The sequence below is a fragment of the Inquilinus ginsengisoli genome (genome assembly GCF_050434925.1).
Classification (GTDB): Bacteria; Pseudomonadota; Alphaproteobacteria; order DSM-16000; family Inquilinaceae; genus Inquilinus; species Inquilinus ginsengisoli_B.
Map to the genome: position 1 here is coordinate 5,024,914 of NZ_JBNDJK010000001.1, position 16,270 is coordinate 5,041,183.

14 protein-coding genes and 1 pseudogene are annotated in these 16,270 nt (G+C 68.5%); 8 read left to right on the forward strand and 7 right to left on the reverse strand.

The window, feature by feature from the left end:
• The first annotated feature begins 12 nt into the window (after positions 1-12).
• On the forward strand, positions 13-1,200 hold the full coding sequence (gene folP / locus QFZ27_RS24040; protein ID WP_429228994.1) for a dihydropteroate synthase: 1,188 nt from the start codon (positions 13-15) through the stop codon (positions 1,198-1,200).
• The gene (gene glmM / locus QFZ27_RS24045) at positions 1,201-2,559 is read left to right on the forward strand and encodes a phosphoglucosamine mutase (RefSeq protein ID WP_429228995.1); all 1,359 of its coding nucleotides are present in this window, start codon (positions 1,201-1,203) and stop codon (positions 2,557-2,559) included. It begins immediately after the preceding gene.
• 12 nt (positions 2,560-2,571) lie between these two features.
• Here glmM and QFZ27_RS24050 read toward each other — a convergent pair whose 3' ends face one another.
• Positions 2,572-3,177, reverse strand: a complete 606-nt coding sequence (locus QFZ27_RS24050) for a hypothetical protein (protein ID WP_429228996.1) — start codon at positions 3,175-3,177, stop codon at positions 2,572-2,574.
• 313 nt (positions 3,178-3,490) lie between these two features.
• Between QFZ27_RS24050 and QFZ27_RS24055 the strand changes: the two genes are divergently transcribed.
• Both QFZ27_RS24055 and serA read left to right on the forward strand, forming a co-directional pair.
• A complete protein-coding gene (locus QFZ27_RS24055; protein ID WP_429228997.1) occupies positions 3,491-4,675 on the forward strand; it encodes a phosphoserine transaminase in 1,185 nt (394 codons plus the stop codon).
• A 123-nt stretch (positions 4,676-4,798) separates the two neighbouring features.
• Positions 4,799-6,376, forward strand: coding sequence for a phosphoglycerate dehydrogenase (gene serA, locus QFZ27_RS24060; protein WP_429228998.1), 1,578 nt, complete (start codon positions 4,799-4,801; stop codon positions 6,374-6,376).
• Positions 6,377-6,573: 197 nt separating this feature from the next.
• Here serA and QFZ27_RS24065 read toward each other — a convergent pair whose 3' ends face one another.
• From QFZ27_RS24065 to QFZ27_RS24085, 5 genes and pseudogenes are all read right to left on the reverse strand, one after another.
• A complete protein-coding gene (locus QFZ27_RS24065) occupies positions 6,574-7,515 on the reverse strand; it encodes an ABC transporter substrate-binding protein (protein WP_429228999.1) in 942 nt (313 codons plus the stop codon).
• Between the two features lie 44 nt (positions 7,516-7,559).
• Positions 7,560-8,564 carry an ABC transporter permease gene (locus tag QFZ27_RS24070; RefSeq protein WP_429232489.1) on the reverse strand — a complete coding sequence of 335 codons (1,005 nt, stop codon included), beginning with the start codon at positions 8,562-8,564 and terminating at the stop codon, positions 7,560-7,562.
• Entirely contained in the window at positions 8,561-8,992 is a 432-nt protein-coding gene (locus QFZ27_RS24075; RefSeq protein WP_429232490.1) for an ATP-binding cassette domain-containing protein, read from the reverse strand. Before QFZ27_RS24075 ends, QFZ27_RS24070 begins: the two co-directional genes overlap by 4 nt.
• 181 nt (positions 8,993-9,173) lie before the next feature.
• Positions 9,174-10,112 (reverse strand): annotated as a pseudogene (locus QFZ27_RS24080) (sugar ABC transporter ATP-binding protein); the annotation flags it as partial.
• Positions 10,109-11,134 (reverse strand): LacI family DNA-binding transcriptional regulator, encoded by a 1,026-nt coding sequence (locus QFZ27_RS24085; RefSeq protein ID WP_429229000.1) that lies wholly within the window; start codon positions 11,132-11,134, stop codon positions 10,109-10,111. The pseudogene QFZ27_RS24080 and the gene QFZ27_RS24085, both read right to left, overlap by 4 nt.
• Positions 11,135-11,405: 271 nt before the next feature.
• On the opposite strand from QFZ27_RS24085, the gene QFZ27_RS24090 reads away from it, so the two are divergent.
• Together QFZ27_RS24090 and QFZ27_RS24095 are read left to right on the forward strand one after the other, a co-directional pair.
• Positions 11,406-12,158, forward strand: a complete 753-nt coding sequence (locus QFZ27_RS24090; RefSeq protein WP_429229001.1) for an SDR family oxidoreductase — start codon at positions 11,406-11,408, stop codon at positions 12,156-12,158.
• Between the two features lie 31 nt (positions 12,159-12,189).
• Positions 12,190-12,609 (forward strand): cupin domain-containing protein, encoded by a 420-nt coding sequence (locus QFZ27_RS24095; protein ID WP_429229002.1) that lies wholly within the window; start codon positions 12,190-12,192, stop codon positions 12,607-12,609.
• 46 nt (positions 12,610-12,655) lie between these two features.
• Here QFZ27_RS24095 and QFZ27_RS24100 read toward each other — a convergent pair whose 3' ends face one another.
• Positions 12,656-13,303 (reverse strand): TetR/AcrR family transcriptional regulator, encoded by a 648-nt coding sequence (locus QFZ27_RS24100; protein ID WP_429229003.1) that lies wholly within the window; start codon positions 13,301-13,303, stop codon positions 12,656-12,658.
• 149 nt (positions 13,304-13,452) lie between these two features.
• Here QFZ27_RS24100 and QFZ27_RS24105 point away from each other — a divergent pair, with 149 nt between their 5' ends.
• A complete protein-coding gene (locus QFZ27_RS24105; protein WP_429229004.1) occupies positions 13,453-14,616 on the forward strand; it encodes an HlyD family secretion protein in 1,164 nt (387 codons plus the stop codon).
• A gap of 25 nt (positions 14,617-14,641) precedes the next feature.
• A complete protein-coding gene (locus QFZ27_RS24110; protein ID WP_429229005.1) occupies positions 14,642-16,225 on the forward strand; it encodes a DHA2 family efflux MFS transporter permease subunit in 1,584 nt (527 codons plus the stop codon).
• Positions 16,226-16,270 lie beyond the last annotated feature (45 nt).

Consider the following 16,270-nt stretch of genomic DNA (forward strand, 5'->3'; position numbering starts at 1 on the left):
GAACCTGACCGGGTGACGACTGACAAGACCCACGGGCCGCGTTTCGACGCGGCCCGTGCCGTTTCCCTCTCCGACGATCTCGCGCCCTGGGCTGGCGGCCCCGGGGTGCGTCTGTATCTGCGCCCGCTCGGACTGACCGACGCTGCGCCCGACGCGCTGCCGCTGGCCGGCGGGCCGCTGGCCTTCGACCGGGTCGAGCTGATCCTGAGGGGGGCAGAGAAAACAGAGTCCAAGGATGGGGTCGGCTCGGATTGCGTAAGCGCCGTCGCTGACCTCGCGGCCCTCCGCCGCTGGGCGGGCCGGCACGGCCTGGCCGCCGCGGTCGACGACCGGCTCGACCGGCTCAGCCGGCCACGCCCCGCTTTCGCCGGCCTTGACCTCGACCGGCCACGGCTGATGGGCATCGTCAACGTCACTCCCGACAGCTTCTCCGACGGCGGCGACTTCGCCGATTCCGGCCGTGCCATCGCCCAGGGACTGGCCCTGGCCGAAGCCGGGGCGGAGATCCTCGACATCGGCGGCGAATCGACCCGGCCGGGCTCCGCCCCGGTGTCGCCGGCGGAGGAGATCGCACGGATCGAGCCGGTGATCCGCGACCTGGCCGGCCGCGGCCTGACCGTGTCGGTCGACACCCGCCACGCCGTGGTGATGCGGGCGGCGCTGGCCGCCGGCGCCCGCATCGTCAACGATGTCACCGGCCTGACCGGCGATCCCGCCAGCCTGGGGGTGGTCGCCCGCGGCGGCTGCCCGGTGGTCTTGATGCATATCCGGGGCGAGCCGCGCACGATGCAGGAGAACCCCGTCTATGACGACGTCCTGCTCGACGTGTTCGACTGGCTGGAGCAGCGGGTGGCGGCCTGCGCCGCCGCCGGCATTCCGCCCGGCCGCATCGCCGTCGACCCCGGCATCGGCTTCGGCAAGAAGTCGGTGAGCCACAACCTGCCGCTGCTGCGCGGCCTGTCGCTGCTGCATGGTCTCGGCAGCACCGTGCTGCTCGGCGTGTCGCGCAAGCGCTTCATCGGCACCCTGTCCAATGCCGCCGACCCGAAGGCGCGGATGCCGGGGTCGATCGCGGCGGGGCTGTACGGCGTGGCGCATGGGGTGCAAATCTTACGGGTGCATGACGTCGCGGAGACGCGGCAGGCGCTGGCCGTGTGGTCGGCGCTGCAGGCGGGGACCGAGCTGGAGGCAGGGGATTAGATGACGCGCAAGCTGTTCGGGACCGACGGCATCCGCGGTCGCGCGAATGTCGAACCGATGACGGCTGAGACGGCGCTGAAGGTGGCGACGGCGGCGGCGGCGCAGTTCCGCCGCGGCGACCATCGCCACCTGGTGGTGATCGGCAAGGACACGCGCCTGTCCGGCTATCTGCTGGAGCCGGCGCTGACCGCGGGCTTCATCGGCGCCGGCATGGACGTCACCCTGGTCGGCCCGATCCCGACCCCGGCCATCGCCATGCTGACCCGGTCGCTGCGCGCCGATCTGGGGGTGATGATCTCGGCCTCGCACAACCCGTTCGAGGACAACGGCATCAAGCTGTTCGGGCCGGACGGCTACAAGCTGTCGGACGAGGTCGAGCGCGAGATCGAGGATCGCATCGCCCAGCCGGCCGCCGACCAGCTGGCGGCGCCGGCCCGGCTCGGCCGCGCCCGGCGGCTGGACGACGCCTCCGGCCGCTACATCGAATACGCCAAGAACACCTTCCCCAAGGGGCTGCGGCTCGACGGCCTCAAGGTGGTGGTCGACTGCGCCAACGGCGCCGCCTACAAGGTCGCCCCCGCGGTGCTGTGGGAGCTCGGGGCCGAGGTGATCACCATCGGCGTGGCGCCGGACGGGCTCAACATCAACAAGGGCTGCGGCGCCACCGCGACCGACGCGATGCAGCAGGCGGTGGTGGTCCATGGCGCCCATCTGGGCCTGTCGCTGGACGGTGACGCCGACCGGCTGATCATGGCCGACGAGACCGGCCGCCAGATCGACGGCGACCAGCTGATGGCGATGATCGCGCGCGACTGGTTCGCCGGCGGCCGCCTGGCCCAGCCGGCAGTGGCGGCCACCGTGATGTCCAACCTGGGCATGGAGCGGTTCCTGGATGGGCTCGGCATCAGCCTGATCCGGACGGCCGTGGGCGACCGCTATGTGGTCGAGATCATGCGCGAGCGCGGCCTCAATCTCGGCGGCGAGCAGTCCGGCCATATCGTCATGAGCGACCACGCCACCACCGGCGACGGGCTGATCGCGGCGCTGCAGGTGCTGGCGGTGATCCAGCAATCCGGCCGGCCGTCGAGCGAGGTGTTCCGGGTGTTCGAGCCGATGCCGCAGCGGCTGCGCAGCGTCCGCTTCACCCCGGTGCCGGGTGCGCCGTCGCCCCTGGAGCAGGCGCCGGTGCAGCAGGCGATTGCCGCGGCCGAGGCCAGGCTGGGCAAGGACGGCCGCCTGCTGATCCGCAAATCGGGGACCGAGCCGGTGATCAGGGTGATGGCCGAGGGCGAGGATGCGGTGCTGATCGAGGCACTGGTCGGCGAGATCTGCGCCACGATCGAGAGCGCGGCGGCGTAGGGTTCTCTCGTATCAACACTCAGGGCGCGGCCGCTCTCGATCGCATAGTTGGGCCTGGGCGAGGGCTTCCGTCGCGCCTCTGCGGGCGTGTTCCGGGAACATGATGTCTCGGGAGTCGGCGACGGGCGGAAGTCTCCAGGCGTACTGCATCTGGTAGATGCCATACTTTCCTTCGATGGCCTTGAGGATCAAGATCTCCGCTTGCCCAAACCCCTTTGTCCTGCCGCAGATCGCCGTCTGTATACCGGCCGGGTAAGGGCCGTCGAAGAAGCGTTTCGGTGACTCCACAGTCGCTTCAACGGCGCACCCGGCGCGCAGCCTGTTGGGTGCTATCTGGAAAAAATCATTTAGATCGGAATATGAACTGCGACTCTGTATAATGATTGTAATCATGGCAGTCCATTGTTCGACAGATTCACTGAGTTTTACATATTCAACGATATGAAGTGACGGACTGTGTGCCTCGTACCCCACTTTTGATTCTTTGGGAAGTGAGAATTGAAGATATTCTGATTTTGTATCAAGGCCTTGCGGAGATTGCTGTGCTGACGGCGTGACGTTTGAGCCTTGGCAGCCAGAGAGAAAAGCCGACAATGCTAGAACTAGGTGAGTTTTCATATTCAGTCCTTCCCAAAACTCAAGTTACGTCCAAATGCACGCTCGATAGAGAGAATGAGGTCAGGATTTCTGCGAACCACCATCGATTAAGTGCTTTTGTCGTTATGAATCCCTGCGAAAGCGGCTTTTGGAGGGCGCGGCGGATCGTGTGCCGGCGGGGCGGACGGATGCTGTCGACCGCCTTGCGCAACATTGCGCAGCCTGACCTGCGTCGGACGCTTTGCAGATAGCGATTGACGCAGGGCCGTCGATCTCTATTCTCCGCGGCGGGCCACGTCCCCCCACCGGGACGCTGCTATCTGGAAGGATAGACATGACTGCGAGCGCGCTCGCCCCCACGCCCGGACTCCGTCCGCGGAACCCCAATTTCTCCTCCGGTCCCTGTGCCAAGCGTCCCGGCTGGTCGCTCGAGGCGCTGCAGAATGCCGCCCTCGGCCGGTCGCATCGCGCCGGCATCGGCAAGGCCAAGCTCGCCGACGTGATCGAGCGGTCGAAGCGCGTGCTGCGCATGCCCGCCGGCTGGCGCCTGGCCATCGTGCCGGGATCGGACACCGGCGCTGTCGAGATGGCGCTGTGGACCCTGCTCGGCGCCCGCGGCGTCGACCTGCTGGCCTGGGAAAGCTTCGGCGAAGGCTGGGTCACCGATGTCGTCAAGCAGCTCAAGCTGCCGGACGTCCGCACCTTCACAGCGCCTTATGGCGAGCTGCCGGACCTGGCGCGTGTCGATTTCGATCGTGACGTGGTCCTGACCTGGAACGGCACCACCTCCGGCGTGCGCCTCGCGAACGGCGACGCCATCCCGGCGAACCGCCAGGGCCTGGTGATCTGCGACGCCACCTCGGCCGCCTTCGCCATGGACCTGCCCTGGGACAAGCTCGACGTCGTCACCTGGTCCTGGCAGAAGGTGCTGGGCGGGGAGGGGGCGCACGGCATGCTGGCCCTGTCGCCGCGCGCGGTGGAGCGGCTGGAGAGCTATACCCCGGCCTGGCCGCTGCCGAAGGTGTTCCGCCTGACCTCCAAGGGCAAGCTGGCCGAGGGCCCGTTCAAGGGCGAGACCATCAACACCCCGTCGATGCTGTGCGTCGAGGACGCGATCGACGGCCTCGCCTGGGCCGAGGAGATCGGCGGCCTGGATAAGCTGATCGAGCGGTCGGAGAATAATTTGGCCGCCGTGGCCGCCTGGGTCGCGCGTACCCCCTGGGTCGACTTCCTGGCGACGGATCCGGCGATCCGCTCCTGCACCTCGATCTGCCTGAAGATCGTCGATCCGGCGGTCACGGCGCTGGATGACGAGGCTCAGGCCGCGGTGCCGAAGAAGATCGCCTCGCTCCTGGAGAAGGAAGGCGTCGCCTTCGACATCAACGGCTATCGCGACGCGCCCCCGGGCCTGCGCATCTGGGGCGGCGCCACGATCGACACCGCCGATCTCGAGGCGCTGTTGCCGTGGCTCGACTGGGCGTTCGACCGCGCCCGGGCCGAGCTGAAGCTGGCCGCCTAGTCTCTCCCCACATCCTCGTCATCGCGAGGAGCGAAGCGACGTGGCGATCCAGCGGCACCAGCCCCTGGATTGCCGCGCCTCTTCGGGGCTCGCCATGACGATTGCTCTTATGGAGCCACGTCCATGCCCAAGGTTCTGATTTCCGACGCCCTGTCCCCGGCCGCCGTCGCCATCTTCCGCGACCGCGGCGTCGAGGTCGATGTCCGCACCGATCTGAAGCCCGAGGAGCTGAAGGCGATCATCGGCCAGTATGACGGCCTCGCCATCCGCTCGGCCACCAAGGTGACCAAGGAGGTGCTGGCCGCCGCGACCAACCTCAAGGTCGTCGGCCGCGCCGGCATCGGCGTCGACAATGTCGACGTCCCGGCCGCCACCCAGCGCGGCGTGGTGGTGATGAACACGCCTTTCGGCAATTCCATCACCACCGCCGAGCACGCCATCGCCATGATGTTCGCGCTGGCCCGGCAGCTGCCGGACGCCAACGCCTCGACCCATGCCGGCAAGTGGGAGAAGTCCCGCTTCATGGGCGTCGAGCTGTTCGGCAAGACGCTGGGGCTGATCGGCTGCGGCAACATCGGCTCGATCGTCGCCGACCGCGGCATCGGCTTGAAGATGAAGGTCATCGCCTATGACCCGTTCCTGTCGCCGGAGCGGGCGCTGGACCTTGGCGTGGAGAAGGTCGAGCTGGACGGGCTGTTCCAGCGTGCCGACTTCCTCACGCTGCACACGCCGCTGACCGACCAGACCCGCAACATCATCGACGCGGCGGCGATCGCCAAGATGAAGCCGGGCGTGCGCATCATCAACTGCGCCCGCGGCGGGCTGATCGTCGAGGACGACCTGCTGGCGGCGCTGAAATCCGGTCATGTCGCCGGCGCCGCGCTGGACGTCTTCGCGGTCGAGCCGGCGAAGGAAAGCGCCTTCTTCGGCCTGCCCAACGTGGTCTGCACCCCGCATCTCGGCGCCGCCACCAGCGAGGCGCAGGAGAATGTGGCGCTGCAGGTGGCCGAGCAGATCTCGGACTTCCTGCTGTCCGGCGCCGTGACCAACGCGCTGAACATGCCGTCGGTGACGGCGGAGGAGGCGCCGAAGCTGAAGCCGTACCTGGCGCTGGTCGAGCAGCTCGGCAGCTTCGCCGGCCAGATCACCGAGACCCGGCTGAAGGCGGTCAACATCACCTATGAGGGCGACGTCGCCCAGCTCAACACCCGGCCGATCACCAGCGTGATCCTGGCCGGGCTGCTGCGGCCGCTGCTCGACAGCGTCAACATGGTGTCGGCGCCAGTGGTGGCGCGCGAATACGACATCGACGTCAGCGAGACCAAGCGCGAGACCTGCGAGGACTATCACACGCTGGTGCGGCTGACGGTGACGACCGAGCGCCAGACCCGCAGCATCGCCGGGTCACTCTTTGCCGGCACCAAGCCGCGGATCGTCGAGCTCGAGGGCATCTCGCTGGAGGCCGAGGTGGCGCGCAACATGCTGTTCGTGCGCAACGAGGACAAGCCGGGCTTCATCGGCCGCCTCGGCACGGTGCTGGGCGACGCCGGCATCAACATCGCCAACTTCAACCTTGGCCGCCGGCCGGAGGGCGGCAGCGCCCTGGCCCTGGTCTCGGTCGACAGCCCGGTTGCGGAGGAGATCGTCAAGGCCGTGATGGGCCTGCCCAGCGTGGTCCAGGCCAAGGCGCTGAATTTCTGAGGAAGCACATTCGGGTCGGACCCGGAAATGAAAAAAGCCCAGCTCGTGAGGGCTGGGCCTTTCTCGTTACTGTCATTGCCGGGCTTGACCCGGCAATCCAGAGGATGTCGACAGTTTCTGGATGCCCGGGTCAAGCCCGGGCATGACAGCGTAGGGGGATGGCGGGGAACTATTCCCGCCCCTTTACAATCCATGCCTCAGAACGGCGAGTCCGGGTAGTAGAACTCCTTGGCGTTCTCCTTGGTCACCAGGGTGGCGTCCAGGATGTAGCGGCCGCGCACCGGCACGTGGTCGTAGAGGTTGGCGGCGGTCAGGTCCATCGCCACCGCGACCATGGCCGGCGGGTACAACACGTCGACCGGGACCATCTTGTCGCCGTCCATCACTCGTCTGACCATGTCCTTCATGCCGGCGCCGCCGACCACGAACTTGATGTCCGTGCGGTTGGCCTGCTGGATCGCCTCCAGCACGCCCACAGCCATGTCGTCATCCTGGCACCACACCGCGTCGATCTTCGGGAACTTGGCCAGGTAGTCCTGCATCACCTTGAAGGCGTCGTCGCGGCTCCAGTTGCCGAACTGCTTGTCCAGAACCTTGATGCCGCTGCCGGCGATCGCCTCGTCGAAGCCCTTGATCCGCTCCTCGTCGATCACGATCGGCAGGCCGCGGATGACCACGACGTCGCCGGTGCCCAGCGTGTCCTTGATGTACTTGCCGGCGACGCGGCCGAGCTCCGGGTTGTTGCCGGCGACATAGAGATCCTGGATCGACTGATCGCTCAGCGCCCGGTCGACCACGGTGACGAAGACGCCCTTAGACTTCACCTGGCGAATCGGGTCGGTCAGCTCGTCGGAGTTGTGCGGCAGCGCCACCAGCGCGTCGATGCCCTGGGTGGTCAGGTCCTCCAGCGCATTGGCCTGCGAGGCGCCGTCCGGCGAGGTCTTGACGATCACCTTCAGCCCCGGATAGCGGGCCTCCAGCGCCTTCGCCTGCTCCTGGGCGTGATACACGACGCCGCCGGTCCAGCCATGGTCGGCGGCCGGGATCGACACCGCGATGGTCTTGCTCTCCTGCGCCTGGGCGGCACCGAAGGCCGCCATCAGGGCCACGGCCGCGAGGCCGATCATCTTGAAACGCATCAAATTCCTCCCACACAAATCGAGCCTGTTACGAACGGGCGGCCCTAATTGCCCGGCCGGCGCAGCAGCGATCGCTGCACCAGCATGGCGATGATGATGATGGCGCCCTGCACCGCGCCGATCAGGTACTCGCTGACCAGGTTGGACAGGGCCATGATGTTGCCGACGACCTCAAGGATCAGGGCGCCGCAGATCGTGCCCCAGATCCGGCCGACGCCGCCGCGCAGCGCGGTGCCGCCGACCACCACGGCGGTGATCGCCTGCAGCTCCCACAACAGCCCGGTGGTCGAGGTGGCGGAGCCGAGCCGCGGCACATAGACCAGCACCGCCACGGCGACGCAGACGCCCTGGATCACATAGGTCAGGGTGCGGATGCGGTCGACGGCGATGCCGGAATAGCGGGCGACGTCCTCGCTGGACCCGACGGCGCGGACATGGCGGCCAAACGGCGTGCGGTACAGCACGAAGGCGCCGAGCGCGCCGACCGCCAGGACCACCAGGATCGGCACCGGCACGCCGAACACCGTGCCGAAATAGACCGGGCGATAGAGTGCCCGCAGGTCCGGCGCCTTCATCGCGATCGATCCGCCCTCGGCCAACCAGATCAGCAAGCCGCGGAAGATGCCCATGGTGCCGAGGGTGACGATGAAAGGCTCGATCCGCCCGACCGTGGTGATCAGCCCGTTGCCCAGGCCGCACAGCGCGCCGAGCACGATGGCGACGGCCATGGCCAGCGCGATCAGGCTGGTGCCGTCGCCGAGCGGTGCCGCGTTCATCAAGAGGATCATGGCGCCGGCGACGAAGCCCGACATCGACCCGACCGACAGGTCCAGCCCGCCCGCGGTGATGACGAAGGTGGCGCCGACCGCGATGATGGCGATGAAGGCGCTGCGCGTGGCCACGTTCAGCAGGTTGTCGGCGGTGAGGAAGTTCGGGTTCAGGAGGGCGCCGACGACGATCAGCACGGCCAGCGCGAAGAATGGCGCCGCGGTGCGGATATCGAATCTGAAGCCCCGCCCGGCGGGTGTCGTGGTGGTGCTGGTGCTCATGCGGTCCCCGTCGGCGCTTCCGCCGGTGCCATGGTTTTCACGCCGGTGGCGTAGGTCACGATCTCGTCCTCGGTCATGGCCTCGCCGGCGACCTCGCCGACGATGCGGCCGGACCGCATCACCAGGATGCGGTGGCACAGGCCGATCAGCTCCTGCATCTCCGAGGAGATGACGATCACCGACTTGCCCTGGGCCGCCAGCTCGGCGACGAAGCGGTAGATCTGCTGCTTGGTGCCGATATCGATGCCGCGGGTAGGCTCGTCGATCACCACGATCTCCGGCTCCAGCAGCATCATCTTGCCCAGCAGCAGCTTCTGCTGGTTGCCGCCGGACAGCTGCCCGGCCAGCAGATCGCGGCGCCGCGTGCGCACGTCGAAGGCTGTGATGGCGCGGTCCAGCTCCGCCCACTCCTTCGCCGTGTCGATCACCGGGCCGCGGGTGAAGCGCTTCAGCGCCGCCAGGGTCAGGTTGATGCGCAGATCCTGGGCCAGCAGCAGGCCTTTGCCCTTGCGGTCCTCGCTGAGATAGAGCGATGCCGGCCGCCATGCTGTCGCGCACCGTGGCGAAGCGCACCGGCTTGCCGTCGCGGCGGACTTCGCCCTGGGCGGTGCGCAGCCCCAGGATGCCCTCCAGCAGCTCGGTTCGGCCGGCGCCGACCAGCCCGGCGAAGCCCAGGATCTCGCCGCGCCGCAGGGTGAAGGACACGTCCTCGGCGTAGCGCGGCACGGTCATGCCGCGGACCTCCAGCACCGGCTCGCCGGCCGGGGCGTCGGTGCGCGGCGGGTAGAGATTGGCCATGTCGCGACCGACCATCATCCGCGCCATGTCCAGCGGCTCCAGCTCCGCGGCGGGCCGGGTGCCGACCAGACGGCCGTCGCGCAGCACCGTCACCCGGTCGGCGATCGCCTTCACCTCCGGCAGCCGGTGCGAGACGTAGAGCACGCCGATGCCCTTGGCGCGGATGTCGTGGATGACCTTGAGCAGCGCGTCGGTCTCATGCGAGGTCAGCGACGCCGTCGGCTCGTCGAAGATCACCACGCTGTGCGGCACCAGCAGCGCCCGGGCGATCTGCACCAGCTGGCGCTGGGCGATCGACAGCTGGGCGACCACGACGGCCGGGTCGATCTCCGCCCCCAGCGACCGCACCGCCTCGGCCGCGCGGGCGTTCATGGCGCGGTCGTCGACCGCGAGACCACGGCGCAGCTCGCGGCCCAGGAACAGGTTCTCGGCCACGGTCAGATGCGGCGCCAGCAGGATCTCCTGATGCACCAGCACGATGCCGTGCCGCTCGGCGTCCACCGGCCCGGCGAAGCGGATCGGCGCGCCGTTCATGCTGATGCTGCCGGCGGTCGGCGCCAGATGCCCGGCCAGGATCTTCATCAGCGTCGACTTGCCGGCGCCGTTCTCACCGATCACGGCGTGGACCTCGCCCGGAAGCAGGTCGAAGCCGATCTCCTGCAGCACGGCGACGGTGCCGAAGGTCTTGCCGAGGCCCTGGACCGACAGCACCGGGCCGCCGGCGGGGGCAGGAGAGGGAGCGGCGGTCATGGCAGGTTGTCCCGGATGAAGATGTCGATCCGGATCCGCTCCTGGTCCGGCACGATCGGCACGCCCTCGCGCAGCGCCAGCAGCACCCGGATGCTGCTGCGCGCCATATGGCCCGCATCCTGGTTGATGACGGCGTCGATGGTGCCGCGGATCAGGTGGCGGCGGGTGAACTCGGTCAGCTCGTGGCCGATGAAGACGATGTCGCGGGCGCGGCCGGTCGCCTCCAGCGCCGCGACCACGCCCTGCTGGCCGCCGCCGACATTGTACAGGCCGACCAGGTCGGGGTTCTCGTCCAGGAGGGTGCGGGCGGCGGCCTCGACCCGGCCGGGATCGTCGCGCGCCTCGCGCAGCGGCAGCACCTCCAGCTGCGGGAATTCGCGGGCGATCACCTGCTCGAAACCGAATTGCCGCTCGATATGGTCGCGCAGCTGCAGCGACCCGGCGATCAGCCCGACCTTGCCGTGGCGCGGCCCCAGGAAGCGGCCCAGCAGGCTGGCGGCGCTGCGGCCGGCGGCATGGTTGTCGAGCCCGACATAGTGGTGTCGCCTGGCGCTCGGCAGGTCGGAGACCAGCGTCACCACCGTGGTGCCGCGGGCCGTCAGGGCGTTCAACGCTTCGACCACGGCCGGGTGGTCCAGCGCCACCACGGCGACGCCGTCCAGCTCGGCCGGCAGTCTTTCCAGCGCTTCGGCCAGGGCCTCGCCGTCGAAGACGTCGACCTGCAGGACGTCGATCGCCACGTGCTCGGAATCGTAGCGGCGGGCGAGGGTGCGGAACTCGCCTTCCAGCGTGTGCATGAAGTCGTTGCTGCCGACCGGCAGGATCGCGGTGAAGCGGAAATCGCGCGGCCGCGACAGGCGCGAGGCCAGCCGGTCCGGCTCGTATTGCAGCCGTTCCACCGCCGCTTTCACGCGGTCGATCATGCGCGCATGGATGCCGGCACGTCCGTTCAGCACGCGATCGACGGTCGCAACGCTGACGCCGGCTTCCCTTGCGACGTCTTGCAGCGTCGTCCTGGCCACGGAAGCCCCTCCCTGGATTGAAGGGATATCATCAAAATTTGATGAAGGGAAATCAAACCGGATCGGCTGCGGCGGCCTCCGACGGTCCGACCTGTGCCAAGGTCGAGGATCGCCCATCCTTTGATGTGCCGGACCACCTGTCGGCACAGTGGTGGAGGGGGCTGCGATCCGCGATCTTTCCCTCGTTTTCGGGCGTCGGGCCATGAGGCGAAGGGCGGTGATACCCTCGACCGGGACGGCGCCCGATGTCCTGTCCGCGAGAGGTGAATCCATGAAGATCGTCGTCATCGGCGGCAGCGGACTTATCGGTTCGCGCACCGTCGCTCTTCTGCGCGCATCGGGCCATGACGTCCTCGCCGCGTCTCCCAGCACCGGCGTCAATACCCTGACCGGAGAGGGTCTTTCCGAAGCGATCGCCGGCGCCGCGGTGGTCGTCGACGTCGCCAACTCGCCCTCGTTCGAGCCGCGAGAGGTGCTCGCGTTCTTCGAGACCACCGGCCGGAATCTCCTCGCCGCCGAGCGCGCGGCCGGAATCCGCCATCATGTGGCGCTCTCCATCGTCGGCACCGACCGGATGCCCGACAACGGCTACTTCCAGGCCAAGGTGGCGCAGGAGAGGCTGATCAAGGCGTCCGGTGTGCCCTACACCATCGTGCGCGCCACCCAGTTCATGGAATTCCTCGGCGCCATCGCCGGGTCGAGCGTCGTGGACGGGGCGGTCCGACTGCCGGGCGGCCTGTTCCAGCCCATCGCCGCCGCCGACGTCTCGGCCATCGTGGCGGAGGCCGCGATCGCCGCGCCGCAGGACGGCACCTTCGACATCGCCGGCCCGGACCGGGCCCCGTTCGACCGCATCATCGCCCGCTATCTCGACGCCGTCGGCGACACCCGCCCCGTCGTGAGAGACCCCCAGGCCCGCTATTTCGGCGGCACGGTCGAGGAGACATCGCTGGTGCCGCTCGGTGAGGCGCGGCTCGGCCGCATCTCACTCGACGAGTGGCTGCGCGACCATCTCCCCGCCTGAAACCGCCATCGCCCATCAGGGACATCCCGCCATGAAACACGCCATTCTCGCGGCGCTCCTCGCCGCCATTTCCTCAGGCCCGGTCTTCGCCGCCGAGGCTCCGGGCTCCAGGAACGCCACGGTCACGCTGGTCTATCAGCACGCCCTGCCGGACGTGCCCGGCAAGAGCATCAAGGGCGTTCTCGTCGAATACGGCCCGGGCGGCTATTCGCCCGCGCACACCCATCCCAGATCGGCGCTGATCTACGCCACCGTGCTGGAAGGCGCCGTCAAGATGCAGATCAATCAGGGGCCGGTGCGCACCTACAAGGCCGGCGAGAACTTCACCGAGATGCCCGGCGACCATCACGGCGTCAGCGCCAATGCCAGCGACACGGAGCCATCCAAGCTCCTCGCGGTCTTCGTTGTCGACTCGGACGAGACAGAGCTGGTGACCCCGGACCCGAAATGACCATGGCCGTGTGGCCGCGACCTCGCCGCGGCCACACGGTGCCGGACTATCGCTGCACCATGCACCCGTGCAGAAAGATCTCCACCGCCTCGTCGACCCGGTGGTCGTTCTCCGCCGCCGTCGGCAGCGGGGCGACGCCGAGCGTGGCGGCGCGCAGCGGCTCGGCGACCGTCATCGAGACCAGCATCCGGGCCATCGCCAGGGCGTCGCCGAAGCGCAGCACGCCGTGCCGGCGCTGCGTCTCCAGCCAGGCCGCCAGGGCCTCGGCATTGCGCACCGGGCCGGCCTGGTAGAAGGCCTGCGCCATCTCCGGGAAACGTATCGACTCGGCATAGACCAGCCGGTTCAGCGCCACCGTCTCCTCCGACAGCACCAGCCGTGCCAGCTCCTGCAGGAACTGCCGCAAGGCCTGGGCCATTCCCTCCGCATCCGGCCCGGCATCGTGTCCGATCGGTGAGCGCAGCGCCTCCGACCGCGCGTCGATCACCGCCTCCAGCAGATGCTCCTTGGTGTCGACGAAGCGGTAGATCGTCTTCTTCGACACGCCGGCCGCCTGCGCCACCGCCTCCATGCTGGTGCCGCCGAAGCCTTGCGCCAGGAAGATCCGGGTCGCCACCTCCAGGATCAGGCGCATCGTCTCCTCGTCGCTGCGCAGCGGCGGCCGCCCCCGCGGCCGTTTCGGCGTTTCCTGCATGTCTGGCCCCTCGGTCGCGCATTTGCGCATCTTGCGCCCATCTCCCATCTTTGGATGGAAACCGTCAAGTTTCCTAAATCTCCTCGACATCCCTGCCGCCCTCGAAGACGGCCGGCGATCCGGCGGTTTCCGCTTTGGAGGGCAAAGTCATGACGCATCAGGTTCAGCCGGCCCAGCTCCGCACCGCCCCGGCACCGGAGGCCAGCGAAGCCCCGGCCGCGCCGGCGCCACGCCGCCGCATCGGCAAGAAGCTCCTGCTGCTGCCGCTCGGGGGCATCGTCCTGGCCGGCGCCGCGTGGTTCGGCTGGAACTGGTGGACTGTCGGCCGGTTCCAGGAATCGACCGACGACGCCTATGTGAAGGCCGATTCGACCACCATCGCGCCGAAGGTCTCCGGCTACATCGCCGAGGTCCTGGTTCAGGACAATCAGGCGGTGACGGCGGGCCAGCCGCTGGCCCGCATCGACGACCGCGACTATGCCGTGGCGCTGGACCAGGCCAAGGCCAATGTCCTGGCCGCCCAGGCCGACATCGCCGATGCCGACGCCGCGATCCAGCAGCAGGCCGCGGCGATCGAACAGGCCCGCGCCACCGTCGGGGTCGACCAGGCGGCGTTGACCTACGCCCAGCAGCAATTCGACCGCTACACCGCCCTGGCGCGGACCGGCAACGGCAGCGTGCAGAACGCGCAGCAGATGACCGCCAACGTCCAGTCGGCGACGGCGACGCTGCAGCGCGACCAGGCGGCGGTGACCGCGTCGGAGAAGCAACTCGACGTGCTGCGCGCGCAGCTGGAGAAGGCGAAGGCCGCGCTGGCGGCCGACCAGGCGGCGCAGCGCCAGGCCGAGCTGAACCTCGGCTACACCACCATCGCCGCGCCGGTGGCCGGCACGGTCGGCAACCGCAGCCTGCGGGTCGGCCAGTACGTCCAGGCCGGCACCCAGCTGATGGCCGTTGTACCGCTGGCCGAGACCTATGTCGTCGCCAACTTCAAGGAGACGCAGCTGACCGACGTGCATCCGGGCCAGCCGGTCGACATCGCCGTCGACACCTTCCCTGACGCCGACATCCGTGGCCATGTCGACAGCCTGGCCCCGGCCAGCGGCCAGGAATTCGCCCTGCTGCCGCCGGACAACGCCACCGGCAACTTCACCAAGATCGTCCAGCGCATCCCGGTGAAGATCGTGCTGCAGCGCGACGACCCGCTGGCGGGCGAGCTGCGCCCCGGCATGTCGGTGATCGCCACGATCGACACCAAGCAGGCCGACACCAAGCAGGCCGATACGAAGCAGGACACCGCCAAGGCGCAGTGAGCGCCGCGGCCGGAGGGCCACGATCATGTCGTCCGCAACCACCACCGCCGGCGCGGGTCCAGCCGACCGCGCCAGCCTGACCACCTGGATCTCGGTGTTCTCCGGCCTGCTCGGCGCCTTCATGGCGGTGCTGAACATCCAGATCACCAACGCCTCGCTGCCGCAGATCGAAGGCGGCATCGGCACCGGCGTCGACAACGGCGCCTGGATCTCGACCTCCTATCTGATCGGCGAGATCATCGTCATCCCGCTGACCGCCTATCTCAGCCAGGTCTTCGGGTTCCGCCGCTTCCTGCTGGTCAACACCACGCTGTTCCTGGTGTTCTCGGTGGCCTGCGCCTTCGCCGCCAATCTCGGCGAGATGATCCTGCTGCGCGGCATCCAGGGCTTCACCGGCGGCGTGCTGATCCCGATGGCCTTCACCCTGGTGATGACCAGGCTGCCGCTGTCGCAGCGGCCGATGGGCATGGCGCTGTTCGCCATCACCGCCACCTTCGCGCCGGCGATTGGCCCGACCATCGGCGGCTGGCTGACCGACAATTACGGCTGGCAATACATCTTCTACATCAACCTGGTGCCGGGTGCTTTCATGCTGGCCGGGCTGGCCGCGACGCTGGAGCGCGAGCCGATGCGCCTCTCCCTGCTGAAGGAGGGCGACTGGTTCGGCATCGCCGCCATGGCGATCGGCCTGGCCTCGTTGCAGACGGTGCTGGAGGAGGGCAACAAGGACGACTGGTTCGGGTCGCCCTTCATCGTCCGGCTGACCGTCGTCGCCGTCGTCTTCCTGGCGCTGTTCCTGTGGATCGAGCTGCGGGTGGCCAAGCCGGCCGTCGACCTGCGGCTGCTGCTGCGCCGCAACTTCGGCTTCGGCACGCTGGCGAACGTCTTCCTCGGCTTCGCCCTCTACGGCAGCGCCTATCTGCTGCCGCAGTACCTGGCCCAGGTGCAGGGCTATGATTCGCAGCAGATCGGCGAGGTGATGGCCTGGACCGGCCTGCCGCAGCTGCTGATCATCCCGCTGGTGCCGATGCTGATGGGGCGGATGGACGCCCGCTGGTTGGTGGCCGGGGGCCTGCTGGTCTTCGCCGGCAGCTGTTTCATGAACATCCACATGTCGCTGGTCTATGGCAGCGACCAGCTGCTGGTGCCGAACATCGTCCGCGCCATCGGCCAGGCGGTGGTGATGGCGCCGCTGTCGGCCATCGCCATGGCCGGCATCGCCCGGCACGAGTCGGCCGCGGCCTCGGGCCTGTTCAACATGCTGCGCAATCTCGGCGGCGCCTTCGGCACCGCGCTCCTGGGCACCATCGTGACCAAGCGCGAGCAGTATCACTCGAACATCATCGGCCAGTCGGTGTCGCTGTTCCAGGAGGGGACGCGGACCCGGATCGACCAGCTGACCCAGCACTTCATGGCCAGCGGCGTGTCCGACCCGGCCACCGCCAAGCACCAGGCGATCATCGCCATCGGCAGGACCGTGCGGGCGCAGTCGCTGGTGATGGGCTTCAGCGACACCTTCGCCGTGCTCGGCGTGATCCTGCTGGCCTCCGCCGCCTGCGTCTTCATCATGCGCAAGGGCGCCGCCGGCGGCGGGGGCGGAGCGCATTGAACCCGCACCCGGCCGCCGGATCGAGCCGGCGGCCGGGCAGGGGGA